Raw genomic sequence first — 24472 nt, 5'->3', positions numbered from 1 at the left:
TCTTGTCATCAGGTCGCGGCCCGGCCGCACGGCCGTGTCAGTCAGCGCGCAACCGTTTCCGGGTTCCGCACGCTGCCCAGAAACCGCGTCAATTCCACCGTCTGCGGACGCTCGAAGATCTCGTCGGCCGTCCCGCTCCCCCACACGCGTCCCTGGTGCATGAACACGATCCTGTCGCTCACCGCCCGCGCGAAGTTCATCTCGTGGGTGACCATGATCAGCGTCATGTCCTCGCGCGCGAGTTGCTCGATCACGCCCAGCACCTCGCCGACGAGCTCGGGATCGAGCGCCGACGTGATTTCGTCGCACAGCAGCACGCTCGGCTTCATCGCGAGCGCACGCGCGATCGCGACGCGCTGCTGCTGGCCGCCCGACAGGTGTTCCGGAAACGCGTCGAACTTGTCGCCGAGGCCGACGCGCTCGAGCATCAGCTCCGCGATCGCGCGCGCCTGCTGGGGGTGCGACTTCTTCACCACCGACTGCGCGAGCATCACGTTCTGTCCGGCGCTCAGGTGCGGAAACAGGTTGTATTGCTGGAACACCATGCCGACCTTCAGCCGCAGCGCACGCAAGTCCGCATGCCGCGCATCGACGCGTTCGCCGTCGACCGAGATCGTGCCCGCGTCGATGCTCTCGAGCCCGTTGAGCGTGCGCAGCAGCGTGCTCTTGCCCGAGCCGCTGCGGCCGATGATCGACACGACCTGCCCGCGCTCGACGGACAGGTCGATGCCCTTGAGCACATGATGGGTGCCGAAGTGCTTTTCGAGACCCCGGGTTTCAACGAGCGGCATGCCATCTCCTTTGCAACGTGCGCGCATAACGGGTAAGCGGATAGCAGAGCGCGAAATAGATCAGCGCAACGAGGCCATACACGACGAACGGCCGGAACGTCGCATTCGAGATCGCGATACCGACCTTCGTCAGCTCGGTGAAGCCGATGATCGACACGAGCGCCGTATCCTTCACCGCCTGCACGCCGAAGCCGACCGTCGGCGCGATCGCGATGCGCGCGGCCTGCGGCAGGATCACGTGACGCAACTGCTCGACATAGCTCATCGCCAGGCTGGCCGACGCCTCCCACTGCCCTTTCGGCACCGCCTCGACGCAGCCGCGCCAGATCTCCGCCAGATAGGCGCTGGTGAAGAACGTGAGCCCCGCCGTGGCCGCGACCCACGGCGGCACGTCGAGCCCGACGAGCGGCAGGCCGAAGAATACGATGAACAGTTGCATCAGCAACGGCGTGCCCTGGAACACTTCGATATAGAGCTTCGCGACGCCGCGCAGCACCGTCGAACCCGACACGCGCATCACGAGCAGCCCGAGCCCGACGAGGCCGCCGGACACGAACGACACGATCGACAGCACGATCGTCCAGCGCGCGGCCAGCAGCAGGTTCGCGACAATCTGCCCGAACGTGAAATCGGTCATCGCGCACCTCGCACGCGGCGGGAGAACAGGCGGCGGCCCATCGCGCCGAGCGTGGCGCGCATCAGCAGCGCCATCGCCAGATACGCGAGCGTGATCACGAAGTACGTCTCGAATGCACGGAAGTTGCGCGACTGGATGTAGCCGGCCGCATAGGTCAGGTCGGCCACCGAGATTTGCGACACGACCGCCGAACCGAGCATCGTGATCACGATCTGGCTCGACAGCGCGGGAAACACCTTGGCGAGCGCCTGCGGCAGCACGACGTGGCGCAGCATCTGCGCGCGCGACATCGCCAGCGCGGACGCCGCCTCCAGATGCCCCTTCGGCACGGCGGCCACGCCCGCGCGCACGATCTCGACCGAGTACGCGCCGAGGTTGAGCGTCATCGCGAGGATCGCGGCCGTGTATTCGTCGATGTGCACGCCGAGCGCCGGCAAGCCGAAGAAGATGAAGAACAGCTGGACGACGAACGGCGTATTGCGAATCGCCTCGACGTACGCGCCGATCAGCGGGCGCAAGCGCACGGCCGCGCGCGCGTCGGCACTGTACGCGGCCGCGCCGAGCACGCCGACGGCCGCGCCGAGCACGGTCGCGACCGCGGTCAGCGCGAGCGTGATCGCCGCGCCGCTCGCGAACACGCCGGCGTAATCGGCGAGTTCACCGAATTGAAGCTGGTAGCTCATGGGAAGCGGATGAATTCGGGTTCGGACAACGACACGCGCCACGCCGGGCATCCCGGCCGCAGCAACGTGCAGGCTGCACTGCGATACGTCACAGCCCGGCCGGCAGCGGCTGGCCGAGCCACTTGCGCGACAGCTCGCCGAGCGAGCCGTCCTGCTTCGCATGCGCGATCGCATCGTCGATCTTCGCGAGCAGGCGCGGTTCGTTCTTGTTGACGCCGACGAAGCACGGCGAATTCTTGATCACGAACTTGACCTCGGGGCGGCGCGGCGGATTCTTCGCGAGAATCGCCGCCGCGACGATGTTGCCGGCCGCGATCAGTTGGACCTGCCCCGACAGGAACGCCTGGATCGTCGCGTTGTTGTCCTCGAAGCGCTTGATCGTCGCGTTCGGCGCGAGCTGCGACAGCGCGATCTCCTCGAGCGCGCCGCGCGTCGCGCCAACCGTCTTGCCGGTGAGGTCAGCGGGCGCGCTCACCTTCACGTCCGACGGCCCGAACACGCCCTGGAAATACGGCGCGTACGCGCTCGAGAAATCGATGACCTTCTCGCGCTCCGGCGTCTTGCCGAGCGACGAAATCACCATGTCGACCTTGTTGGTCGTCAGGTACGGAATCCGGTTCGCGCTGTTCACGGGCACCAGCTTCAGCTTGACGCCGAGCGCCTTGGCGAGGAGGCCTGCCATGTCGATGTCGTAGCCCTGCGGCTGCATGTCCGTGCCGACCGAACCGAACGGCGGATAGTCCTCGGGCACCGCGACGCGCAGCGTGCCGTTTTTCGCGATGGTGTCGAGCGCATCGGCGTGGGCCGGCGCGGCGGCGAACAGCGCGATCACGGGGGCGGCGAGCAGCGCAGCCAGCCAGGTGCGTCGGGGGAACGGTCGGGTCGTCGGGCTCACGGTGAATCTTCCTTGTCTGGTATGTCGTCGGGCAGCGCGCAACGATTGCGCGGCCGACACCACTCCAGCAAAAACCGGGCCATCGCCGTGAAACGCTTGCCGCACCGGCGCGAGACGGAAAATTCGATGTGCCGGATTCCTCATTTCGGTGCATGAGCCGGCGCCGTCGGTAACGGTTGCCCCCGCAGCGCGCGCCGGCGCACCAAATTACCTATCCGGTTCACCCGGCGCCGACACCTATGCATGGATTCGACCAGGCTCAGTCCAAATTTGCATTCCGTTTGTGACCGGAATTACGGCTGAATACGTTCGCGACGTACCGTGCCTTTCGTCACGTCCGACGAACCGCAATCTGGACGGGCGCGCGCGATTGCGCGCGCCGGACCTCCGGTACCGGTGGTCCCGATCGTCCGCGACCGGGACGAATCCCATCCCCTCCATGCGCGAGGAACCCGTCATGGCATCGATTCCCGACCCGTCGACAACCGGCGAAACCGACAAACGCAGCTGGCTCGAATCGCACGAAGCCGGCTATCACAAGACCCTCGGCAATCGACAGGTGCAGATGATCGCGATCGGCGGGGCCATCGGCACCGGGCTGTTTCTCGGCGCCGGCGCCCGGCTGCAGGCCGCCGGCCCCGCGCTCGCGATCGTCTATCTCGTCTGCGGCGCGTTTTCGTTCCTGATCCTGCGCGCGCTCGGCGAGCTCGTGATGCATCGCCCGAGCAGCGGCAGCTTCGTGTCGTACGCACGCGAATTCCTCGGCGAGAAGGCGTCGTTCGTCGCAGGCTGGATGTACTTCCTGAACTGGGCGATGACCGGCATCGTCGACATCACCGCCGTCGCGCTCTACATGCATTACTGGGCGCCGTTCGCGGCCGCGCCGCAGTGGATCTTCGCGCTCGTCGCGCTGTGCATCGTCGCGACGATGAACCTGATCGGCGTGAAATGGTTCGCGGAAATGGAGTTCTGGTTCGCGCTGATCAAGGTCGCCGCGATCGTGCTGTTTCTCGTGATCGGCGCGGCGATCCTCGGCACGGGCATGCCGGTGGCCGGCCATGGCACCGGCCTGCATCTGATCACCGACAACGGCGGGTTCTTTCCGCACGGACTGATGCCGGCGCTGGTGCTGGTGCAGGGCGTGGTGTTCGCGTTCGCGGGCGTCGAACTGGTCGGCACGGCCGCCGGCGAATGCAAGGATGCACGCAAGGTGCTGCCGCGCGCGATCAACAACGTGATCTGGCGCATCGCGATTTTCTACGTCGCATCGGTCGTTCTGCTGGTCTGCCTGCTGCCGTGGAGTGCGTACAAGGCGGGCCAGAGCCCGTTCGTCACGTTCTTCGGCGCGCTCGGCGTGCCGGGCATCGGCTCGGTGATGAACCTGGTGGTACTCACGGCCGCGCTGTCGAGCCTCAACTCCGGCCTGTATTCGACGGGGCGCGTGCTGCGTTCGCTGTCGATGGGCGGCTCGGCCCCCGCGTTCCTCGCGCGGATGAGCGGGCAATCCGTCCCGTACGCGGGCATCCTGGTGACGGTCGCGATCTATGTGATCGGCGTGCTGCTCAACTATCTGGTGCCGTCGAGCGTGTTCGAGATCGTGCTGAACATCGCGTCGCTCGGCATCATCAGCACATGGGGCTTCATCGTCGTGTGCCAGATGAAGTTCCGCGCCGCGGTCGGGCGCGGCGACGTGGAGGACGTCTCGTTCAGGATGCCCGGCGCGCCCGTGACGTCGTGGCTCACGCTGCTGTTCCTGCTCGGCGTGCTGGTGTTGATGGCATTCGACTACCCGAACGGGACATGGACGATCGCGTCGATCCCGCTGGTCGCGCTGCTGCTCGTGGTCGGCTGGAAGTGGCTGAGCCGTCGCGCGCGCCGCGCGTTGCTGAAGCCGACGATTCCGTCGATCACGCTGACGCAGAACGTGCTCGAGAAAGGCGACGACTGACTCGCTACGGCATGCGTGCCGTCCGTTGAAGGAACCGCCGTCGGGCCGCGGACGGCGGTCGCCAATCGCGCTCAGTGATGGTCGTACAACTGGTGCTCGTCGAGCGACGCGAGCGATTGCGCATCAGTGCGCTTTGCGGCGACGCTCGGCCGCGCGGCGGCCGATTGCGCTTGCTGCGCGGCGACCTTCGCCTCGGCGGCCTGGATGTCGTCGGGATAGTTCGGATCGTTACCGATCGGCCGATAGCCGGCCTGTTCGACGCGGACGAGATCGGCGCGCACGTCGGCCCGTGTGAGCGCATGGTCGGCGGTTTGCGCAAATGCGACGATCGGTGCGCTCAGTGCGCAGGAAAGCAGGACTGCACGAATCAGGTTGTTCATGATGTTCACCTCTCAATGATGGCGTGTTCGCGTCCGCAGATCAGGCCGGACATCCGCTCCCCATCGATGTGATGAAGAGTTGGATTCATTCTGCGATTCGCGCGCTTTCCTGAAGGTGAGGCTTCGATTACGGTTTTGTTATCTGATCGCTCGCGTCCGTCGTGGGCGGGCCGCCCCGGTTCGCCGGACATCGCGCGGGCCCGCGACGCGATGCGCGTGCCAGTCGATCGTCGCGTTCATGCGGGCGCGTCGAGCGGCCGTACTTCCGGAATCATCGCGGCCTGGCCGTGCACGACTCCGTCCGCGTCCATGAGCTGCCACACGGTCGCGCGTTCGATCCAGAACCGCTTGCCGGACTTCGTCACGCGCACGCCGCGATATTCGGCCACGAAGCCATCGCGCATCACCTTGTCGAGAAACACCTGGCGCTCGTGTCGCTCCATCGGCTCCGCCGACAGACGGGACGGCAACGCCGTCAGTTCATCCCAGTCGTATTCGAAAATCGCCTGCGCGCGCCGGTTGCCGTACACGAACACCGGATCGGCCGACGTGTCGTGCGCCAGGATGCCGAACGGCGCCGCTTCGTACAGCCACGCGGCGCCGTCGGAGGCGCTCATGCCGTCGGGCACGAGCGGGCGGTTCACGAGCCGGCGATACGAGTCGGCAAGAAGGCGGAAGAAGTTTGCATCGGTGCGCAACGACATCGGTCTGGCTCCTGAAATCGGCGAGATACGCGAATGAGCGAAGGTTTGCCGCCGGACATTATGGATGAAGCGGCGCGCCGCCGTCGGCGGCGCGGGTCCGGCCAGCCCGCATCGCGCTGCGCGGCCCGCCGCACGGCCGCTGCCGCCGCGCCGGCGCAGATAACGGTTTCGTAATCTTCGAGTCAGGGTCGGGTCAACGCCGCGCCGGCAGACTGCGTGCTCGTCGCATCGAATGCGCGTCCATTCCCCGCTTCGAGGAGCACCATCATGTGGATCGTCCGGCTGGCGTTACGCAGGCCCTACACGTTCGTCGTACTCGCGCTGCTGATCTTCATCGCGGGGCCGCTCGCGCTGCTGCGCACCCCCACCGACATCTTCCCGAACATCGACATTCCGGTCGTCAGCATCGTCTGGTCGTACAACGGCTTCTCCGCGGAGGACATGGCCAAGCGCATCACGTCGAACTACGAACGCGCACTCACGTCGGACGTCGACGACATCGAGCACATCGAATCGCAATCGCTGAACGGCGTGTCGGTCGTGAAGATCTTCTTCCACCCGGGCGCCGACATCAATCGCGCGATCGCGGAAGCCTCGAGCAACGCCGCGTCGATCCTGCGCATCCTGCCGCCCGGCACGCTGCCGCCGAACATCATCACGTACAACGCGTCGACGGTGCCGATCCTGCAGCTCGGGCTATCGAGCAACACGCTCGCCGAGCAGCAGCTGTACGACCTCGGCAACAGCTTCATCCGCACGCAGCTCGCGACCGTCCAGGGCGCGGCCGTGCCGTTGCCGTTCGGCGGCAAGATCCGCCAGATCGTCGTCGATCTCGACACGCGTGCGCTGCAGGCGAAGGGCCTCGCGCCGATCGACGTGGTGAACGCGATCAACGCGCAGAACCTGATCCTGCCCGGCGGCACCGCGAAGATCGGCACGCACGAGTACGACGTGCAGATGAACGGCAGCACGCAGACGGTGGCCGCGCTGAACGACCTGCCGGTGAAGACGATCGGCGGCACGGTCGTCTATGTGCGCGACGTCGCTCACGTACGCGACGGCTACGCGCCGCAGACCAACATCGTGCGGGTGGACGGCAAACGCGCGGCGCTGCTGACCGTCGAGAAAACGGGTAGCGCGTCGACGCTGACGATCATCGACCAGGTGAAGGCGATGCTGCCGAAGATCGCGGCCGGGCTGCCGAAGGCGCTGCACATTTCGCCGCTCGACGACCAGTCGGTGTTCGTGAAGGCGGCAGTCCAGGGTGTCGTGCGCGAGGCGCTGATCGCCGCGTGCCTGACCGCGCTGATGATCCTGCTGTTCCTCGGCAGCTGGCGCGCGACGCTGATCATCGCGATCACGATCCCGCTCGCGGTGCTCACGTCGCTGCTCGCGCTCGCCGTGCTCGGCCAGACCATCAACATCATGACGCTCGGGGGCCTCGCGCTCGCGGTCGGGATCCTGGTGGACGACGCGACCGTCGCGATCGAGAACATCACGCATCATCTCGAACGGGGCGCGCCGCTCGAGGAGGCCATTCTGACCGGCGCGGGCGAGATCGCGGTGCCGACCTTCGTGTCGACGCTGTCGATCTGCATCGTGTTCGTGCCGATGTTCCTGCTCACCGGCGTCGCGCGCTACCTGTTCGTGCCGCTGGCTGAAGCCGTGATCTTCGCGATGATCGCGTCGTACTTCTTCTCGCGCACGCTGGTGCCGACGCTCGCGATGGCGCTGATGCGCGCGAAGGGCCACGGCCGGCCGCCGCGCGGCGTGTTCGCCCGCCTCGCGCGCTTCCAGGCCGCGTTCGAACAACGCTTCGAGGCCGTCCGGCTGCGCTATCGCGCGCTGCTCGCCGCGGCGATCGCGCGGCGCCGCCGCTTCGCGGCCGCGTTCCTGCTCGCCTGCGTCGCATCGACCGGCCTGTTCGCGTTCGCCGGCCAGGACTTCTTTCCGTCGGTCGATACCGGCGAGATCCGCCTGCACCTGCGCGCGCCGACCGGCACGCGAATCGAGGAGACCGCACGGCTCACCGACGAAGTGGAAGCGAAGATCCGCGGCGTGATCCCGGCGGACCAGCTCGCGGGCGTGCTCGACAACATCGGCGTGCCGGTCAGCGGGATCAACCTCACGTACGACGCGTCCGACCCGATCGGCACCGGGGACGCCGACGTGCTGATCACGATGAAGCCGAACCATGCGTCCACGGCCGCGTACGTCGCGACGCTGCGCAACGTGCTCGCGCAGTCGTTCCCCGGCGTGACGTTCGCGTTCCTGCCGGCCGACATCGTCAGCCAGATCCTCAATTTCGGGCTGCCCGCGCCGATCGACATCCAGATCGTCGGCAACCAGCTCGACCAGAACCGCGCGGTCGCGAACGCGCTGCTCGCGAAGCTGCGCGGCGTGCGCGGCCTCGTCGACGCACGCATCCAGCAACCCGGCGACGAACCGGCGATCGACGTGAACGTCGACCGCACGAAGGCGATCCTGGCCGGACTGCAGCAGCGCGACGTCGCGCAGAACCTGCTGATCGCGCTGTCCGGCAGCTCGCAGACCACGCCGAACTTCTGGCTCGATCCGCGCAACGGCGTCAGCTACCCGGTGCTCGTGCAGACGCCGCAGTACACGGTGAATTCGCTGCAGGCGCTCGCGAACGTGCCGCTGCCCGCCGGCACCACCCGCGCGCCGCAGACGCCGGCCGGCGGCCCGGCGGCCGGCGCACCCGCGCAGAACCTGCTCGGCACGCTCGGCAGCTTCTCGCGCACCACGCAGCAGGCGGTCGTGTCGCACTACAACGTGCAGCCGGTGCTCGACCTCTTCGCGTCGGTGCAGGGGCGCGACCTCGGCGGCGTCACCGCCGACGTGACGACACTCGTCGACGAAGCCCGCGCGCAACTGCCGCCCGGCGCGTCGATCGTGCTGCGCGGCCAGGTGCAGGCGATGCACGAGTCGTTCACCGGACTGCTCGGCGGCCTCGTGCTCGCGGTCGCGCTCGTCTACCTGCTGATGGTCGTCAATTTCCAGTCGTGGCTCGACCCGCTCGTGATCGTCGGCGGCCTGCCCGCGTCGCTCGCCGGCATCGCGTGGATGCTGTTCGTCACGCGCACGACGCTGTCCGTGCCTGCGCTGACGGGCACGATCCTCTGCATCGGCATCGCGACCGCGAACAGCATCCTCGTCGTGAACACGGCGCGCGAACTGCTCGCCGGCGGCGCGCCGCCGTGGCAGGCCGCGCTGGACGCCGGGTTCAACCGCTTCCGCCCGGTGCTGATGACCGCGCTCGCGATGCTGATCGGGATGCTGCCGATGGCGCTCGGCCTCGGCGACGGCGGCGAGCAGAACGCGCCGCTCGGCCGCGCGGTGATCGGCGGGCTCGCGTTCGGCACGGTGTCGACGCTGCTGTTCGTGCCGGTCGTGTTCGGCTTCGTCCACGCGTGGCTCGACCGGCGTCGCGAGGCCGCGGCCGCACGGCGCGCGCAGCCCACCTCCGATACGCCGGCGCTCGGCTGATCACGCCGCCGCCCTTTCATCCGATTCGTCCAACCTCGAGCCCCCATCATGAACGACTCGATCGAACCCCTCGCCCCGCCGGCCGCCGACGCGGCCCACCCTGCCGGAAGCACGATCGAACGCGCGGCCGTCCCGCCCGGCTCCCGCGAGGCGGCGCCCGATGCGCCGCACCGCCGACGCGGCCGCCGGCTGACCGTGCCGCTCGCCGCCGTCGCGCTCGCCGCCGTGCTGCTCGCGATCGGTATCGTGCCGCGCATCGATGCGCGCGCCGCGCAGCGCGCGCAGGTGGCCGCGCAGCAGGCGCTGCCGGTATCGGTGATCGCGCCCGGCACGGCACCCGCCGACCAGACGCTGACGCTGCCCGGTTCGGTGATGCCGTTCGCGGAAGCGTCGATCTATGCGCGCACCAGCGGCTATATCGCGCACTGGAGCGCGGATCTCGGCGCGCACGTGAAGGCCGGCCAGCCGCTCGCGCAGATCGCCGCGCCCGATCTCGATGCGCAGTTGCGCCAGGCGCGCGCCGACGCGGCCACCGCGCAGGCGAACTACGACTATGCGAAATCGACCGCGCAGCGCTGGCAGGACATGCTGACGTCGCAATCGGTGTCGCAGCAGGACACCGACACGAAGGTGGCCGACATGAACGCGAAGCGTGCGATGCTCGCATCCGCGCAGGCGAACGTCGCGCACCTGAACGAGCTGGTGTCGTACGAAGCGGTCAGCGCGCCGTTCGACGGCGTGATCACCGCGCGCAACGTCGACGTCGGCACGCTCGTCACCGCGGGCGGCACGCCGGGCAGTCCGGGCTTGTCCGGCGAGCTGTTCCATCTGGAGCAAACCGGCACGCTGCGCGTATTCGTCGACGTGCCGCAGGACAGCGCAGCCGACGTCTCGACCGGCACGCCGGTCTACCTGACCACGCAGCAGTATCCGGGGCGGCACTTTGCCGCGCGCGTCGCGCGCACGGCCGGCGCGATCGATCCGGTCACGCGCACGCTGCGCGTCGAAATCGACGTCGACAACGCCGACGGCGCGCTGCTGCCCGGTGCGTATGCGCAGGCGCACCTCGTCGTCGCGAGCGCCGCGCCCGCGTTCGAGCTGCCCGTCAGCGCGCTGCTGTTCCGGCCGGACGGCGTGACGGTGGCGACCGTCGCCGCGAACGGACGCACCGCGCTCAAGCGCGTGCAGATCGGGCGCGATTTCGGCACACGCGTCGAGATCGTCTCGGGGCTCGCGGCAGGCGATCGCGTGATCGACAACCCGGGCGATGCGATCACCGCCGGCGAAGTCGTGAAGATCGTGTCGATCGCGCACGCGGCGGCACCGGTTGCCGCTTCGTCCGCGCAACGCGCGCAACCCGCGCCCGCGAGCGGTGCAGGCGGCGTGCCGCCGATGCGCGCGAGCGGCGCAGCACCGGCCGCGCCGGCCGCATCGACACCCGCCTCGGCGCCCGCACGCGGCTGACCTATCGAAGACCCCTGACGAGATATCCGCCATGCGCCTCGCTCATCCGTTCCCGTTCGCCCGCCGCGCCGTCGCGCTCGGCGCCGCCGCGGCATTGGCCGCGTTGACCGCCTGCACGACGCTGCCGCCGTATTCACCGCCCGCGGTCGCCGTACCGGCGCATTACGCGGGCGCACCGGCCGCACCGACCGCACCGGCCGCGCAAGCCGGCTGGCACGTCGCGATGCCCGCCGACGCCGCCGCGCGCGGCGCGTGGTGGACCGTGTTCGGCGACGCCGACCTGAACGCGCTCGAAGCGCGCGTCGACGTATCGAACCAGACGGTGAAGAAAGCACTCGCCGATTTGCAGCAGGCCCGCGCGATGGTCGACTACCAGCATGCGGGGTTCCTGCCGACGATCACCGCGGGCGCCGCGCAAAGCCGCGCACGCGTGTCGCAGAACCGGCTCGGCTCGTCGCTGGCCGGCAAGACCACGCCCGACTATCAGGCCGGCGTGGCCGCGAGCTGGGAGCCCGACGTATTCGGCCGCGTGCGCGATGCGGTGGCGGGCGCGCAGGCGAACGCCGCCGCGAGCGCGGCCGACCTGCAGGCCGTGAAGCTGTCGGTGACGGCCGAGCTGGCGACCGACTATTTCGCGCTGCGCTCGCTCGACACGCAGAAGCAACTGCTCGACGACACGGTGCACGCGTACGCGGACGCACTGACGCTACTGAAGCAGCAGCTCGCGGCCGGTGCGATCGACGCGTCGGCGGTCGCGCAGGCCGACACGCAACTCGAGGCGACGCGCACGCAGGACACCGACATCGACGCATCGCGCGCGCAGCTCCAGCATGCGATTGCAACGCTGGTCGGCGAAAGCGCGTCGACGTTCGCGCTACCGCCGCGCGTGCAGTCGTACGACGTGCCGGCCATCCCGCCCGGCGTGCCGTCGCAACTGCTCGAGCGGCGGCCCGACATCGCGGCGGCCGAGCGCCGCGTCGCGGCCGCGAACGCGCGGATCGGCGAGGCGCGCGCGGCGTTCTTTCCGGACCTCGTGCTGTCGGCGAGCGCCGGGCTCGAAAGTTCGTTCTTTGCGCCGTGGCTCGCCGCGCCGAGCCTGTTCTGGTCGCTCGGCCCGCAGCTCGCCGGCACGCTGTTCGACGGTGGCCGCCGCAGCGCGTCGCTGCGCGGCGCGCATGCGCAATACGACGGCGCGGTCGCCGATTACCGGCAAACCGTGCTGGTGGCGTTCCAGCAGGTCGAGGATCAGTTGTCGTCGCTCGATGCGCTCGCGTCGGAGGCACGCAGCCAGCAGCGCGCGACCGACGCGGCCGACCTGTCGCTGCGGCTGACGACGAACCGGTTCAACGCAGGTGCCGTCAGCTACCTGGATGTCGTGACCGCGCAGACGATCGCGCTGACGAACCGGCGCACGGCCGACCAGATCGACGCGCGGCGAATGGAGGCCGAGGTCGGGTTGTTGAAGGCGTTGGGCGGTGGCTGGCAGGCGGAGCCGGCGCCCGGCGCGGCGGCACAGACGCAGACGGGCATCGCAAGCGACGCGGCCGCCGCGCCGCACGATACCGCCGTTACGACGCCGACGGCCGGCTGAACGTGAGCATGAAGCGCGTTCCGGCCGCATCGCTTTCGACGCGCGCGTTCCCGCCGTGCAGTTCCATCACCGACCGCACGATCGCGAGGCCGAGCCCGGCCGTGCCGCCCGGCGCACCGCCGCTGCGCGCCGGGTCGCCGCGCACGAACCGGTCGAAGATCCGCGGCAGCAGCGCGGGATCGATCGGCTCGCCGGGATTGGCGACGACGACGCGCACCGCATCCGGCGTTTCGTCGACGGCGAGCGTGATGACACCGCCGGCCGGGGTGTAACGCAGCGCGTTCGCGAGCAGGTTGCCGATCGCGCGGCGAAACAGCTCGACGTCGGCGGTCAGTCGGCCCTGCCCTTCGACGCGCAGCGTCGAGCCCGCTTCGTCGGCGAGCCCCTCGAAATACCCGGCGATGCGTTCGAGTTCGTCGCGCACGTCGAACGCCCGCTGCCGCGTGACGAAGCTCGGATGCTCGGCGCGCGCGAGAAACAGCACGTTGTCGATCATCCGCGCGAGCCGGTCGTACTCCTCGAGATGCGATTCGAGCAGCGCCTGGTATTCATCGGCCGGCCGCGGCCGCGCGAGCGCGACTTCGGTGGCGCCGCGCATGTTGTTCAGCGGCGTCCGCAGGTCGTGCGCGAGATCGGCGCTGAATTGCGACAGATGCGAGAACGCCTGCTGCAGGCGGCCGAGCATCGCATTCTGCGCATCGACGAGCGCCCGCAGCTCGCGCGGCGCGCGCGACGCGTCGAGCCGCGTGTCGAGCTTGTCGACCGTGATCCGGCCGGTGTTGTCGACGATCTCGCGCAGCGGCTCGAGTGCCCTGCGGATCAGCCCGTAGCCGAGCAGCAGCGCGAACAACGCGCCGAGGCCGCCGGCAAGCTTGAGCCGGTCGCGGTAACCGTCGAGCAGCGCGGCCCGGTCGCGCATGTTGCGCGCGATCGCGACGTGAATCGGCGTGCGGTCGCCGAGCAACGCTTCGATCACGACGCCGCGCATCGGCGTGCCGCCCGCCGCGATCCATGTGACGAGTCGATCGGCCGTGATCCGGTCGTTCGCGGGTATCGGCGCCGCATTCGGCGCAACCAGCTGCGCGTCGGCCAGCGGCGCCGACGCGGCCGGCCGCGCGTCGTCGAGCGCGGCGAGCGTGACGTTGTGGCGCACCAGCATGTCGCCCTGCCCGTCGGTGACGACCATCGACAGCGCCTCGTTGCCGAGCACCTGGCTCGTGAGCCGCTCCGTATGCGCGCGCACCGCGTCGAGCGATTCGAGCTCGCCCGCGAGCCGGCGCGTATGGCGCGCGGCGAGCACGATGTCGAGGTCGTCCTGCGTATTGACCTGCCGCTCGAGGCTCGCGTACACGTACACGCCGACGAGCCCGAACGCGGCCAGCGTGGTCGCGGCAATCGCGAGGGCGAGCGTCGCGGCCAGCGAACGCGGCCACCTCATGCGTCGTCCTTCGGCTCGAGCACGTAGCCGACGCCGCGCACCGTGTGGATCAGCTTCACCGGGAATGCGTCGTCGATCTTCGCGCGCAGGCGCCGGATCGCGACTTCGACGACGTTGGTATCGCTGTCGAAATTCATGTCCCACACGTAGGACGCGATCTGCGTGCGGCTCAGCACCTCGCCCTGCCGGCGTGCGAGCAGCTGCAGCAGCGAGAATTCGCGCGGCGTCAGGTCGATCCGCGTGGCGCCGCGCTTCACGCGGCGGCGCACGACGTCGATTTCGAGGTCGCCCACCGCGAGATGCTCGGTTTCGCGCGGCGGCCCGCGCCGCGCGAGCGTGCGGATGCGGGCGAGCAGCTCGACGAACGCGAACGGCTTCACCAGGTAATCGTCGGCGCCGAGCTCGAGGCCGTGCACGCGGTCCTGCACGTCGTCGCGCGCGGTCAGGAACAGCACCGGCGTCGTATGCGTGTCGCGCAGCCGCTTCAGCACGCCCCAGCCGTCGAGCACCGGCAGCATCACGTCGAGCACGATCACGTCGTAGCGCTCTTCCTGCGCGAGCGTCAGCCCTTCGCCGCCGTCCTTCGCGAGATCGACGCTGAACCCCGATTCCTCGAGGCCCTTCTTCAGGTAGGCGCCCGTCTTCGGCTCGTCTTCAACTATCAGGATGCGCATGGCGGTTCCGTCGCGGTCGTGGTGACATGCGGCGATGTTACCGGGAAACGGCGACGGCGCACTGTACGGTGCAAGCGGGAACGGGGTGGATGACAAAACGGTAATCGGGCCGTCAGCGTGGCGAGCGGTGGCGAACCCCCGAATCCCCATTGGCGGCGCCGATCGGTATTCAGGGGACGGGCAGCTCGGCACACGCGGGCGCGGTGCGGACGACGGGTACCGAGGACGACCCGGACGGCGATGTCCGCACATCGCACGCGTCGTGAACGCGTATGCAACCGAACTTAAAGGCGCCCTCCCGAGCCCCTGCCGCCGTTATTTGGAGCCGGCCTGCGCGAACCCGCACGTCGGATCGAACGCGTCGAGGATCGTCGCCGACGTGCCGGCCATTCGCGTGGCCGTCGCGTCCGGATTCGCGCGCGCGGGCCCTGCCGAAGCCGGTGCACCGCCGTTCACATCAGGCCGCCGCCCAGCAAGGTGAGGCAGCCCCCTTCCGCTGCGTTCGGATTCCCTCATGCCTGCACGCCGCACCCATTGAGCAACGCCGAGCTTGCTGAGCGACATTTCGTCGAGCGGTTTCGACACGGCCCGGACGAGCGCATCGGAACAGCGCCGAAAGCGCCGCCCGGCCGGATCAAGGCTTGCATCAGGCGGCATCGATAGCACATGCCGGCACAGCTGCGCCCCGACAAAAGTAACCCTTCGAACATCACATGATTGCATTCTCACATTTTATGTGATTTTATTACCACCTGTCGCACGCCGCCGCCCACCACGCGCGCGGCGCACCCCATACCAAGGAAGAGACGCAGATGGAGACAATCGCCGTCATCGGCAGCAACATGGTCGATCTCGTGACCTACGTCGCACGCATGCCCGCCCGGGGCGAAACGCTCGAAGCACCGAACTTCGAGCTCGGCTGCGGCGGCAAGGGGGCGAACCAGGCCGTCGCGGCCGCCCGCCTCGGCGCGCGCGTCGTGATGGTCACGAAGGTCGGCGACGACGTCTTCGCCGACAACACGATCCGCAACTTCGAGCGCGAAGGCATCGACACCACGCACGTGCGCAAGGTCGCCGGCGTGCCGAGCGGCGTCGCGCCGATCTTCGTCGAACCCGATTCGAGCAACAGCATCCTGATCGTCAAGGGCGCGAACCGCCACCTGACGCCGGCCGACATCGACGCGGCCGCGCCGCAGCTCGCCGCATGCGCGCTGATCGTGCTGCAGCTTGAGATCGAACTCGACACCGTCTATCACGCGATCGCATTCGGCGCGCGGCACGGCATTCCGGTGCTGCTGAACCCCGCGCCCGCGGTGGCCGATCTCGATTTCGAGCGGATCCGCACCGTCGAATTCTTCGTGCCGAACGAAACCGAGCTCGCGATCGTGTCCGGCATGCCGGTCGATTCGCGCGACAGCGCGGCGCGTGCCGCCGAAGCGCTGGTCGCGCGCGGGCTCAAGCACGTGCTCGTCACGCTCGGCAGCAACGGTTCGCTGCTGGTATCGCGCGACGGCGTGCGGCATGTGCCGGGCGTGCCGGTCGACGCACGCGACACGACGGGCGCCGGCGATGCGTACATCGGCTGCTTCGCGCGCTGCTATGCCGCGTCGCGCAACGCACTCGATGCGATGCGTTACGCGTCCGCGTATGCCGCGCATTCGGTCACGGGCCTCGGCACGCAGAAGTCGTACGCCGACACCGCGACGTTCGAACGCTTCCTCCGCGACGCCGGCATGTAAGCGGCGCCTTCATCGACGAGACAATTGGGAAGGAGACACCCATGAGCCGAGCCAGGATCGAACACACCCCCGACGGCTATTACCTGAACCGCACGCCGCTCTTCGCGTTCACGCTGCTGTGCTGCCTGTTCGCGCTGTGGGGCACCGCCGCGAACCTGAACGACGTGCTGATCGCGCAATTCAAGAAGTCGTTCTTCCTGTCCGATTTCGAATCGGCATTCGTGCAGTCCGCGTTCTATCTCGGCTACTTCTTCCTCGCGATTCCGGCCGCGACCGTCGTGAAGAAGTTCAGCTACAAGACGACGATCCTCGTCGGCCTGCTGCTCTACACGACCGGCTGCCTGCTGTTCTTCCCCGCAGCATCGATGGCGAAGTACGGGATGTTCCTCGTCGCGCTGTTCGTGATCGCGGCCGGCCTGTCGTTCCTCGAAACCGCATCGAACTCGTATTCGACGCTGATGGGCCCGCGCGCAACCAGCACGCGGCGGCTGAACATCTCGCAGACGTTCTATCCGTTCGGCGCGATGGCCGGCGTGTACATGGGCAGCTTCCTGATCTTCAAGGAAGGCGATGCGTCGCATGCGCAGCTCGCCGCGATGTCGGCCGCCGACGCGCACGTGCACCAGCTCGCGATGATCCAGGCCACGCTCGAGCCGTACAAGTGGCTGATCGTCGTGCTCGTGGCCGTGTTCATCGTGTTCGCGCTCACGCCCTACCCGGCCTGCAAGGGCAACGGCCCGAGCGTGGCCACGCACCGGATCGACGCGCGCGGCACGCTCGCGCGCCTGTTCGGCAACCGGCGCTTCGTCGCGGGCGTCGTCGCGCAGTTCCTGTATGTCGGCGCGCAGGTCGGCGTGTGGAGCTTCACGATCCGGCTCGCGATGCAGATCGGCGGCCTCACCGAGCGCGGTGCGTCGCACTACCTGCTCGCCACGTTCTTCGCCTTCTTCGTCGGCAAGCTGGTCGCCACGCTCGTGATGAAGCGCGTCGGGCCGGCCAAGGTGCTGATCGTCTACGGCATCCTGTGCATCGCGCTGCTCGCGTACACGATCAGCGTGCACGACATCACGGCCGTCTATGCGGCCGTGGGCGTGAGCGTGTTCCTCGGCCCGTGCTGGCCGACGATCTACGGCCTCACGATCGACGGGCTCGGCAAGGACACCGAATACGGCGGCTCGATCCTCGTGATGAGCATCGTCGGCGGCGCGGTCGTGCCGCTGATCCAGGGGCTGATCTCCGATCACACGGGCGGCAACATGCAGCTCGCGTTCGTCGTGCCGCTCGCGTGCTTCGTCGTGATCGTCTACTACGGCTTCTACTGCCTGCGCCACCTGCCGGCCGCGACGCCCGACGCAGCCGCCGACGGCAACGCGCCCGCGCGCTACGCCGCCACGCGCAACACGTCGGGAGCCTGAGCATGCGAGGCGAAATCGAACTGCGCCGCGACGACTGCCGCGACACGCCGCGCACGCTGTACCGCACCGACGGGCTCACCGTCACCGCGTTCGCGTATCCCTCCGGCGTCGAGGCGCTGACGCTCGAGAACCGTCGCGGCCACCTCGTCGTGCTGCCGTATCTCGGCCAGATGATCTGGGCCGCCGCGTTCGACGGCCGCGACCTGACGATGAAGCACATGTTCCGGCAGCCGAAGCGCGCGGCGTCGATCATCGATACCTACGGTTGCTTCATGTTCCACAGCGGGCTGCTGCGCAACGGCTGCCCGGGGCCGGACGATACGCATGCGCTGCACGGCGAGATGCCGTGCGCGTCGATGGATCGCGCGAGCGTCGTCGTCGGCACGGATGCGCGCGGCGCGTTCGTCGAAGTGACCGGTGAATACGAATACGTGCAGGGTTTCGGCAGCCACTACATGGCGCGCCCGTCGGTGCGGCTCGCCGAGCACGACGCGCAGATGACGATCGCGATGGACGTGACGAATCTCGGCGGCGTGCCGATGGACCTGATGTACATGGCGCACCTGAACTATGCGTACGTGCCGGGCGGTCGCTTCGTGCAGGCGTTGCCTCGAGGCGGGTTGCGATTGCGCGACAGCGTGCCCGCGCACGTCAAGCCGACCGCCGCATGGCGCGACTACACGGCCACGCTCGCGCACGAGCCGGAACGGCTTCACACGCTCGATGCGCCCGCGCTGTACGACCCGGAGATCGTGTTCTTCATGAACGGTGCGGAAACGGATGCAGACGGGCTCGCGCATTTCCTGCTCGAACATCCGGATGGCGGCGCCTTCCACACCGCGTACCGCCCCGAGCAATTCCCGCATGCGACGCGCTGGATCATGCACAACGCGGACCAGCAGGTCGCCGCGTTCGCGCTGCCGTCGACCTGCGAGCCGGAGGGGTATGAAGCCGAACGCCGCAAGGGCCATGTGGCGGCGCTCGCGCCGGGCGCGACGCGCCGCTTCGAAGTCGTCACCGGCTACCTGAGCGCGGCGGAAGCCCGCCATGCGTGAAGCGATGCGCGGCCGCGCGGCGTCAGGTCACGAGCGCGATCCCGTGTTCGCGGATCGCCGTTTCGTAGCGGCGGCTCAGTTGCCCGTCCGAGATCACGTAGTTGAAGTCGGTCAGCTCGGCGAAGTAGGCCGCGCGCACTTCGTCGAACTTCGTGTGGTCGACGAGCAGGAAGCGGTTCTGCGCACGCGCCATCACCTTCTTCTTCGCGTCGACTTCGTGGAAGTTGAAGCAGGTCACGCCACATCGGTCGCTCACGCCGGCGGCGGAGATGAATGCCTTCGACACGCGCACCGTGTCGAGGATGCCCGTCTCGGCTACCGACTCGAACACCATGTTCTTGCGGTGGTACACGCCGCCGCACAGGATCACGCTGCAATGCGGCTTCTGCTGCAGCTTCGCGAACACGTTCAGCGAATTGCAGACCGCGGTGAATTCGAGGTCGTCCGGAATGAAGTCGACGATGAACGGCGTGGTCGAGCCGCAGTCGACGAAGATCGTGTCGCCGGTCGTCACGAACTGCGCGGCCAGCTTGCCGATGCGGCGCTTCTCCTCGGTCTGCCGGTCGTTCTCGGTGCTGACCACGTACTCGCCGATGTCGCTGCGCTGCGCGGCGAAGTGGCGCGTCACGTAGCCGCCGATCAGGCTCAGGCCGTGCGGGTTGTCCGCGAGATCGCGGCGGATCGTCATCTCGGACACACCGAACAGCTCGGCCACTTCCTTCAGATGAATCGCGTTCTGCCCTTGCAGCACGTTCATCAATGTCTTGATCCGTTCGCCTTTCTTCGTTTCCATGCCAGTATCCTGCGTGCCCGCTGCATCCGTCGCTCGTCGTGCCGGGCGCGCGGGCCCGGCCGGAATGTCGTATTTGTAACAAACCGATGTGAAAACATCAACTTTACGTGTGCCCTCCCGGCACACGCTCCGTGGAGTCCTGAAACATGCCGCTTTCCAACGCCCAACTCGCTCAAACCATCGATCACACGCTGCTCGCGCCCGACGCGAGCGACGCGCAGATCCGCGAACTCTGCCGCCAGGCGGCCGAGCATCGCTTTTACTCGGTCTGCGTGAATTCGGCGAACGTGCCGCTCGCCGCGCGCGAGCTGGCCGATACCGGCGTGCTCGTCTGTGCGGTGGTCGGCTTTCCGCTCGGTGCCGGGCTGTCGGCCGCCAAGGCGTTCGAAGCCACCGCCGCGATCGCGGCGGGCGCCGGCGAGATCGACATGGTGATCAACATCGGCGCGCTGAAGAGCGGCCGCGCCGACGACGTGAAGGCCGACATCGACACCGTGCACCAGGCATGCGGCGCGGTGCCGCTCAAGGTGATCCTCGAAACGGGGCTGCTGACCGACGACGAGAAGGTGCGCGTGTGCGAGATGTGCCGCGATCTCGGCGTCGCGTTCGTGAAGACGTCGACCGGGTTCGGCCACGGCGGCGCGACGCTCGCGGATGTCGCGCTGATGCGCCGCACGGTCGGCCCCGTGCTCGGCGTGAAGGCGTCGGGTGGCGTGCGCGACCGCGCGGCCGCGCTGGCGATGATCGAGGCCGGCGCGACGCGGCTCGGCACGAGCTCGGGGGTGGCGATCGTGACGGATCAGGGCGGGAGTGGGTCGGGGTATTGACCGATGCTGCAGGCCGCCGACGGATTGGCGGACGCGGACGCGGGCACGACGCCAGGCTTCGCGCCTATGCGCCGGCTTGCGCGCGGCGCCTGCGTCCATCCGACGAGAGCGCTCTCCGCCTGCTTGAAATCCCCGGCATCCTGCTCGCGAGCGACATGCCCTGACAGTTTCGACAGGGGCACCGCAACGCCTCTTCCACCCGCCCCGCGACATCGGCACAATGCCGCTCATGCTCCAGGACAACGCCTTCGTTTCCCCGTCCGCCGGCCCCGTCGGCCGCCTCGTCAACCGGCTCGTCGCGAGTCGCCCGCTGCTGCGCACACGCCGCGCGCTGCTGTCGCGCCTGCCGTTCCTGCAGCTCGCGAGCGAGGTCGAGAACGTCGTGTACTGCACGTGGCTCGTCGATGTTGCGGCGGTCGCGCGTCTGGTGCCGCGCGGCGTCACGCTCGCGAGCCGCGACGGCCGCACGCCGTTCACGATCCTCACCTATGCGCACCGCCATTTCGGCCCGCGTATCGCGGGCCCGCTGCGACGCGTGTTCCCGTCGCCGTTGCAAAGCAACTGGCGGCTTTACGTCGATGCGCTGCCGGGTGGTGTGCCGGCCGATCGCACGGTGCTGTTCGTCAAGAACGTGTTTGACCATCCGCTCTATGCACTCGGCAGCCGACTCTTCAGCGACGCGCTGCCGTCGCATCTCGCCGAACGCTTCACGCATGCCGAACAAGATGGACGGTATCGGACGCGGCTGTCGGGCGGCAGCGGAAGCGCGCCGGATTTCCATTGCTCGGCGGCGATGTCGGATGACGCCACGCTGCCCGAGGCGTTCGCGCCGTTCTTCGAAAGCTGGCGCGACGCCGTCGCTTACCTGTCGCTGCAGCACGCGGCCGTCGCGCATGTCGCGGACTGCGACCGCCTCGCGCATGCGTCGATCGAGCTGCCGATCGATGTCGACGCGGTTCGGCCGCTGAAACCGGTCGAACCGGTGGGCGGCGGCGAATTCCTCGCGCGCATCGGCGCGACCGGCGAGCCGATGTGCTTCGTCGTGCCGGACGTCGCGTTCAGGGTGTTGTCGGAGCGGGTGTTGTAACGCCCTGCTCAGCCCGCTCGCAACGCGCGGGCGCTTTCCTCCGCGTCACTTTCGTCCGCCATCCGCCCGATGTAATCCCGCACGAACTGCACGGCAATCCGCCCCGACCGCGCACCGCGTTCCAGCGCCCACCGCAGCGCCGGTTCGCGCGCCGCGCGAATCTGCTCCGTATCGAACCCGGCTTCGCTCAGCCGGCTGTCGACCACCGCCAGATATGCGTCCTGCGTGAACCCGTAAAACGTCACCCAGATCCCGAATCGCTCGGACAACGAAATCTTCTCCTCCACCGCGTCGCCCGGATGCAGCTCGCCGTTCTCCGCACGCGACACGTTCGCATTGTCGCTCGCCTGCTCGGGCATCAGGTGGCGGCGATTCGACGTCGCGTACACGAGCACGTTCGACAGGTCGCTCGCGACCGAGCCGTCGAGCACCGTCTTCAGTTCCTTGTAGCCGGTCTCGCCCGCCTCGAACGACAGGTCGTCGCAGAACACGATGTATCGTTCCGGCCGCGCACGCACCAGATCGACGATCGCCGGCAGGTCGCTCAACTGCTCCTTGCCGACCTCGATCAGCCGCAGCCCGTGCGGCGCGAACGCATGCAGGCACGCCTTCACGATCGACGACTTCCCGGTGCCGCGCGCGCCGGTCAACAGCACGTGATTCGCCGCGAAGCCGCGCACGAACTGCCGCGTGTTCCGTTCGACGATCGACATCTGTCGCTCGACGTTGCGCAGCGCATCGAACGCGATGAGCGCGGGTGCCGCGACCGGTTCGAGCGGCGCCGCTCGCGGCCCGCCGTCGAAGCCGCGCCAGCGGAATGCAACGGCCGCGTCGAAGTCGACGGGCGCTGGCTGGCCGCTGCCTGCCAGCGCTTCGAGCGCGGCTGCGATCCGTTCGAGCTGATGCGCGAGCGCCGGGCCCTCCACGGATGCAAGCGCGTCCGGCAGCGCGGCCATCAGGTGCTGCATATCGCGGTCGCCGCTCATTGCCGCACGCCCTGCGAAGCGCTCGCCTGGAACGGAAACCGCTGCGCGATCGCCACGCCGACGAGCGCCACGCCGCCGCCGATCAGGTGATACAGCTTCAGCGATTCGCCGAGCAGCACGATCGCGCCGCCGGCGGTCATCACCGGCAGCAGGTTCATGAACATCGCGCAACGGCTCGGGCCGAGCAGCCGCACGCCCTGCATCCACAGATACGGCAGCACGACCGACGCCAGCACGCCGGCATACAGGATCAGCGGCACGCTCGCACGCGTCGGCCACGCCGCCTGCGCGGGCAAGCGCAGCAGCATCGGCACCATGAAGACGAGCGCGGCAAGCGCCTGCACGTAGGTGGACTGCCACGCCGGCAGCGCACCGATGCGCCAGCGCTTGAGCAGCACACCGTACAGCGCATAGGCGGCCGACGCGGCCAGCATCAGCAGGTCGCCCGTATGCACGCCGCGCGCGGCGATCGTCGTCGGGTGCCCCTCGGCAATCAGGTAGACGACGCCCGCGAGCGACAGCACCCCGCCGCCGATCATGCCCACGCTGGGCGGATCACCGAGCAGCAGCGAGCTGAGCGCCATCGTCATCAGCGGCACGAGCGCCGTAATGATCGCCATGTTGGTCGCGCTGGTCGATTTCGCGGCCTCGTAGGACAGGCTCTGGAACAGCGCCATCGCGAGAAAGCCGAGCACCGCGAGCTTCGGCAGGTGCGCGACGAGCGCCGCGCGATTGCGCCACGCGGGGCGCAGCGTGAACACGCTCATCAGCGCGACGGCGAGCAGCAGCCGGTAGAAGGTGATCGCCGACGGGTCGATCGTCGACGCCGACAGCTTCGACACGACCACGTTGCCGGCCCACAGCGCGATCGCGCAGAAGGGAAACAGAAAAGGAGACTTGTTCATCGCATTCGACGGATTAATATCCTGGCAGGGGGTTGGCGTGGATGGGAACGCCATCGTGCCCGCCCGTCCACCTGCCTGTCTCACGCCAAAATGTCACGACTTGTCGCCAATCGGACACTCGAGTCCACCCCGCCCGGTGCCCACCTGCGCTTCGAATCGACGCCGATGCCCGTCTCGGCGATGGCGGCGACGTACGCGCACGGCACGTCGATCGCGCCGCACCGGCATCGCCGCGCGCAGCTGCTCTATGCGATCGAGGGCGTGATGCACGTGCAGTCCGAAGGCGCGTCGTGGGTCGTGCCGCCGACGCGCGGCGTGTGGCTCGAAGCCGGTCTCGACCACACGGTGCAGATGAGCGGCGACGTGCAGATGCGCACCGTGTTCGTCGAGCCGGGCGCGGTCGAGCACCTGCCTGCGCGGAGCTGCGTCGTGGAAGTGCATCCGCTGCTGCGCGAGCTGATCCTCGCCGCGGTGGACGTGCCGCTCGACTATGCGCCGGGCTCGCGCCACGATCACCTGATGCACCTGCTGCTCGCCGAGGTGACGGTCGCGCCGCTGCTGCCGCTGTACCTGCCGTGGCCGCACGACCCGCGCCTGCGCACGATCTGCGACGCGCTCGTCGCCGCGCCCGACGACCTGCGCACGATCGCCGAATGGGCCGACCGGCTCGGGCTGTCGGTCCGCACGCTCCATCGCGCGTTCCGCCGCGAGACGGGGCTCAGCTTCCGCCGCTGGCGCGAACAGGCGCGGCTGCTGCTCGCGCTCAAGCGCCTCGCGCACGGCGAGAAGGTGCTGACCGTCGCGATGGATCACGGCTACAGCAGCCAGAGCGCGTTCTCCGCGATGTTCAAGCGGCATTTCGGCGTGTCGCCGTCGGCGTTTTATGCGTAGGGCGGGTTCTTGTGCGGCACGCTCGACGAATGCCGGTTGCCCGCACAGGCCGCGCCCACCGC

At 68.5% G+C, this 24472-nt stretch carries 21 protein-coding genes; 10 read left to right on the top strand and 11 right to left on the bottom strand.

The window, feature by feature from the left end; all coding sequences use genetic code 11:
* Positions 1–41: 41 nt before the first annotated feature.
* The 4 genes from CFB45_RS34050 to CFB45_RS34035 form a co-directional block, all read right to left on the bottom strand.
* Positions 42–791 carry an amino acid ABC transporter ATP-binding protein gene (locus CFB45_RS34050; RefSeq protein ID WP_089429514.1) on the bottom strand — a complete coding sequence of 250 codons (750 nt, stop codon included), beginning with the start codon at positions 789–791 and terminating at the stop codon, positions 42–44.
* Positions 778–1428, bottom strand: coding sequence for an amino acid ABC transporter permease (locus CFB45_RS34045; RefSeq protein ID WP_089429513.1), 651 nt, complete (start codon positions 1426–1428; stop codon positions 778–780). The genes CFB45_RS34050 and CFB45_RS34045 overlap by 14 nt, the downstream gene beginning before the upstream one ends.
* Complete coding sequence (locus tag CFB45_RS34040) at positions 1425–2111, bottom strand: amino acid ABC transporter permease (protein ID WP_089429512.1); 687 nt, start codon at positions 2109–2111, stop codon at positions 1425–1427. Before CFB45_RS34040 ends, CFB45_RS34045 begins: the two co-directional genes overlap by 4 nt.
* 88 nt (positions 2112–2199) lie before the next feature.
* A complete protein-coding gene (locus tag CFB45_RS34035) occupies positions 2200–3006 on the bottom strand; it encodes a transporter substrate-binding domain-containing protein (protein WP_046546696.1) in 807 nt (268 codons plus the stop codon).
* A gap of 457 nt (positions 3007–3463) precedes the next feature.
* On the opposite strand from CFB45_RS34035, the gene ansP reads away from it, so the two are divergent.
* A complete protein-coding gene (gene ansP / locus CFB45_RS34030) occupies positions 3464–4954 on the top strand; it encodes an L-asparagine permease (RefSeq protein ID WP_089430106.1) in 1491 nt (496 codons plus the stop codon).
* A gap of 71 nt (positions 4955–5025) precedes the next feature.
* Here the strand turns inward: ansP and CFB45_RS34025 are convergent, their stop codons facing one another.
* Together CFB45_RS34025 and CFB45_RS34020 are read right to left on the bottom strand one after the other, a co-directional pair.
* Positions 5026–5334: a DUF4148 domain-containing protein gene (locus CFB45_RS34025; protein ID WP_089430105.1), complete on the bottom strand. Its 309-nt coding sequence runs from the start codon at positions 5332–5334 to the stop codon at positions 5026–5028.
* 236 nt (positions 5335–5570) lie between these two features.
* Positions 5571–6038 (bottom strand): MEKHLA domain-containing protein, encoded by a 468-nt coding sequence (locus CFB45_RS34020; protein ID WP_089429511.1) that lies wholly within the window; start codon positions 6036–6038, stop codon positions 5571–5573.
* A gap of 267 nt (positions 6039–6305) precedes the next feature.
* On the opposite strand from CFB45_RS34020, the gene CFB45_RS34015 reads away from it, so the two are divergent.
* The 3 genes from CFB45_RS34015 to CFB45_RS34005 are packed head-to-tail and all read left to right on the top strand — an operon-like array spanning position 6306 to position 12600.
* Positions 6306–9545, top strand: coding sequence for an efflux RND transporter permease subunit (locus tag CFB45_RS34015; protein WP_089429510.1), 3240 nt, complete (start codon positions 6306–6308; stop codon positions 9543–9545).
* Positions 9546–9593: 48 nt separating this feature from the next.
* Positions 9594–11009: an efflux RND transporter periplasmic adaptor subunit gene (locus CFB45_RS34010; RefSeq protein ID WP_089429509.1), complete on the top strand. Its 1416-nt coding sequence runs from the start codon at positions 9594–9596 to the stop codon at positions 11007–11009.
* A gap of 31 nt (positions 11010–11040) precedes the next feature.
* Positions 11041–12600, top strand: coding sequence for an efflux transporter outer membrane subunit (locus CFB45_RS34005; RefSeq protein WP_089429508.1), 1560 nt, complete (start codon positions 11041–11043; stop codon positions 12598–12600).
* On the opposite strand, the gene CFB45_RS34000 is transcribed toward CFB45_RS34005, so the two are convergent.
* Both CFB45_RS34000 and CFB45_RS33995 read right to left on the bottom strand, forming a co-directional pair.
* Positions 12578–14038 carry a heavy metal sensor histidine kinase gene (locus CFB45_RS34000; protein WP_089429507.1) on the bottom strand — a complete coding sequence of 487 codons (1461 nt, stop codon included), beginning with the start codon at positions 14036–14038 and terminating at the stop codon, positions 12578–12580. The genes CFB45_RS34005 and CFB45_RS34000 overlap by 23 nt on opposite strands.
* Complete coding sequence (locus tag CFB45_RS33995; RefSeq protein WP_027786146.1) at positions 14035–14712, bottom strand: heavy metal response regulator transcription factor; 678 nt, start codon at positions 14710–14712, stop codon at positions 14035–14037. Before CFB45_RS33995 ends, CFB45_RS34000 begins: the two co-directional genes overlap by 4 nt.
* 812 nt (positions 14713–15524) lie before the next feature.
* On the opposite strand from CFB45_RS33995, the gene rbsK reads away from it, so the two are divergent.
* The 3 genes from rbsK to CFB45_RS33980 are packed head-to-tail and all read left to right on the top strand — an operon-like array spanning position 15525 to position 18921.
* Entirely contained in the window at positions 15525–16451 is a 927-nt protein-coding gene (gene rbsK / locus CFB45_RS33990) for a ribokinase (RefSeq protein WP_089429506.1), read from the top strand.
* A gap of 41 nt (positions 16452–16492) precedes the next feature.
* Complete coding sequence (fucP, locus tag CFB45_RS33985; protein ID WP_089429505.1) at positions 16493–17866, top strand: L-fucose:H+ symporter permease; 1374 nt, start codon at positions 16493–16495, stop codon at positions 17864–17866.
* A 2-nt stretch (positions 17867–17868) separates the two neighbouring features.
* Positions 17869–18921, top strand: coding sequence for an aldose 1-epimerase family protein (locus CFB45_RS33980; RefSeq protein ID WP_089429504.1), 1053 nt, complete (start codon positions 17869–17871; stop codon positions 18919–18921).
* Between the two features lie 22 nt (positions 18922–18943).
* Here CFB45_RS33980 and deoR read toward each other — a convergent pair whose 3' ends face one another.
* On the bottom strand, positions 18944–19714 hold the full coding sequence (gene deoR / locus CFB45_RS33975; RefSeq protein ID WP_089429503.1) for a DNA-binding transcriptional repressor DeoR: 771 nt from the start codon (positions 19712–19714) through the stop codon (positions 18944–18946).
* A gap of 146 nt (positions 19715–19860) precedes the next feature.
* Between deoR and deoC the strand changes: the two genes are divergently transcribed.
* Together deoC and CFB45_RS33965 are read left to right on the top strand one after the other, a co-directional pair.
* Entirely contained in the window at positions 19861–20541 is a 681-nt protein-coding gene (gene deoC, locus CFB45_RS33970; RefSeq protein ID WP_089429502.1) for a deoxyribose-phosphate aldolase, read from the top strand.
* A gap of 220 nt (positions 20542–20761) precedes the next feature.
* A complete protein-coding gene (locus CFB45_RS33965) occupies positions 20762–21628 on the top strand; it encodes a DUF2071 domain-containing protein (RefSeq protein WP_089429501.1) in 867 nt (288 codons plus the stop codon).
* Positions 21629–21636: 8 nt separating this feature from the next.
* On the opposite strand, the gene CFB45_RS33960 is transcribed toward CFB45_RS33965, so the two are convergent.
* Both CFB45_RS33960 and CFB45_RS33955 read right to left on the bottom strand, forming a co-directional pair.
* On the bottom strand, positions 21637–22584 hold the full coding sequence (locus CFB45_RS33960; protein ID WP_373558437.1) for an ATP-binding protein: 948 nt from the start codon (positions 22582–22584) through the stop codon (positions 21637–21639).
* Positions 22585–22610: 26 nt separating this feature from the next.
* On the bottom strand, positions 22611–23519 hold the full coding sequence (locus tag CFB45_RS33955; RefSeq protein WP_089429499.1) for a DMT family transporter: 909 nt from the start codon (positions 23517–23519) through the stop codon (positions 22611–22613).
* Positions 23520–23609: 90 nt separating this feature from the next.
* Between CFB45_RS33955 and CFB45_RS33950 the strand changes: the two genes are divergently transcribed.
* Positions 23610–24410: an AraC family transcriptional regulator gene (locus CFB45_RS33950; RefSeq protein ID WP_089429498.1), complete on the top strand. Its 801-nt coding sequence runs from the start codon at positions 23610–23612 to the stop codon at positions 24408–24410.
* Positions 24411–24472 lie beyond the last annotated feature (62 nt).

The sequence above is a fragment of the Burkholderia sp. HI2500 genome, assembly GCF_002223055.1.
GTDB lineage: Bacteria > Pseudomonadota > Gammaproteobacteria > Burkholderiales > Burkholderiaceae > Burkholderia.
Note: the sequence above shows the minus strand (reverse complement) of the source record. Positions and strands in the feature narration are given on the sequence as shown.

Bases quoted from the DNA above. Each gene is read 5' to 3' on its own strand.
- CFB45_RS33980 (WP_089429504.1), top strand. From the start codon at position 17,869: ATGCGAGGCGAAATCGAACTGCGCCGCGACGACTGCCGCGACACGCCG.
- CFB45_RS33995 (WP_027786146.1), bottom strand. From the start codon at position 14,712: ATGCGCATCCTGATAGTTGAAGACGAGCCGAAGACGGGCGCCTACCTG.
- CFB45_RS34000 (WP_089429507.1), bottom strand. From the start codon at position 14,038: ATGAGGTGGCCGCGTTCGCTGGCCGCGACGCTCGCCCTCGCGATTGCC.
- CFB45_RS33955 (WP_089429499.1), bottom strand. From the start codon at position 23,519: ATGAACAAGTCTCCTTTTCTGTTTCCCTTCTGCGCGATCGCGCTGTGG.
- CFB45_RS34005 (WP_089429508.1), top strand. From the start codon at position 11,041: ATGCGCCTCGCTCATCCGTTCCCGTTCGCCCGCCGCGCCGTCGCGCTC.
- CFB45_RS33950 (WP_089429498.1), top strand. From the start codon at position 23,610: ATGTCACGACTTGTCGCCAATCGGACACTCGAGTCCACCCCGCCCGGT.
- CFB45_RS33965 (WP_089429501.1), top strand. From the start codon at position 20,762: ATGCCGCTCATGCTCCAGGACAACGCCTTCGTTTCCCCGTCCGCCGGC.
- CFB45_RS34040 (WP_089429512.1), bottom strand. From the start codon at position 2,111: ATGAGCTACCAGCTTCAATTCGGTGAACTCGCCGATTACGCCGGCGTG.
- CFB45_RS34015 (WP_089429510.1), top strand. From the start codon at position 6,306: ATGTGGATCGTCCGGCTGGCGTTACGCAGGCCCTACACGTTCGTCGTA.
- CFB45_RS34025 (WP_089430105.1), bottom strand. From the start codon at position 5,334: ATGAACAACCTGATTCGTGCAGTCCTGCTTTCCTGCGCACTGAGCGCA.
- CFB45_RS34050 (WP_089429514.1), bottom strand. From the start codon at position 791: ATGCCGCTCGTTGAAACCCGGGGTCTCGAAAAGCACTTCGGCACCCAT.
- fucP (WP_089429505.1), top strand. From the start codon at position 16,493: ATGAGCCGAGCCAGGATCGAACACACCCCCGACGGCTATTACCTGAAC.
- deoC (WP_089429502.1), top strand. From the start codon at position 19,861: ATGCCGCTTTCCAACGCCCAACTCGCTCAAACCATCGATCACACGCTG.
- ansP (WP_089430106.1), top strand. From the start codon at position 3,464: ATGGCATCGATTCCCGACCCGTCGACAACCGGCGAAACCGACAAACGC.
- deoR (WP_089429503.1), bottom strand. From the start codon at position 19,714: ATGGAAACGAAGAAAGGCGAACGGATCAAGACATTGATGAACGTGCTG.
- rbsK (WP_089429506.1), top strand. From the start codon at position 15,525: ATGGAGACAATCGCCGTCATCGGCAGCAACATGGTCGATCTCGTGACC.
- CFB45_RS34010 (WP_089429509.1), top strand. From the start codon at position 9,594: ATGAACGACTCGATCGAACCCCTCGCCCCGCCGGCCGCCGACGCGGCC.
- CFB45_RS34020 (WP_089429511.1), bottom strand. From the start codon at position 6,038: ATGTCGTTGCGCACCGATGCAAACTTCTTCCGCCTTCTTGCCGACTCG.
- CFB45_RS34045 (WP_089429513.1), bottom strand. From the start codon at position 1,428: ATGACCGATTTCACGTTCGGGCAGATTGTCGCGAACCTGCTGCTGGCC.
- CFB45_RS33960 (WP_373558437.1), bottom strand. From the start codon at position 22,584: ATGGCCGCGCTGCCGGACGCGCTTGCATCCGTGGAGGGCCCGGCGCTC.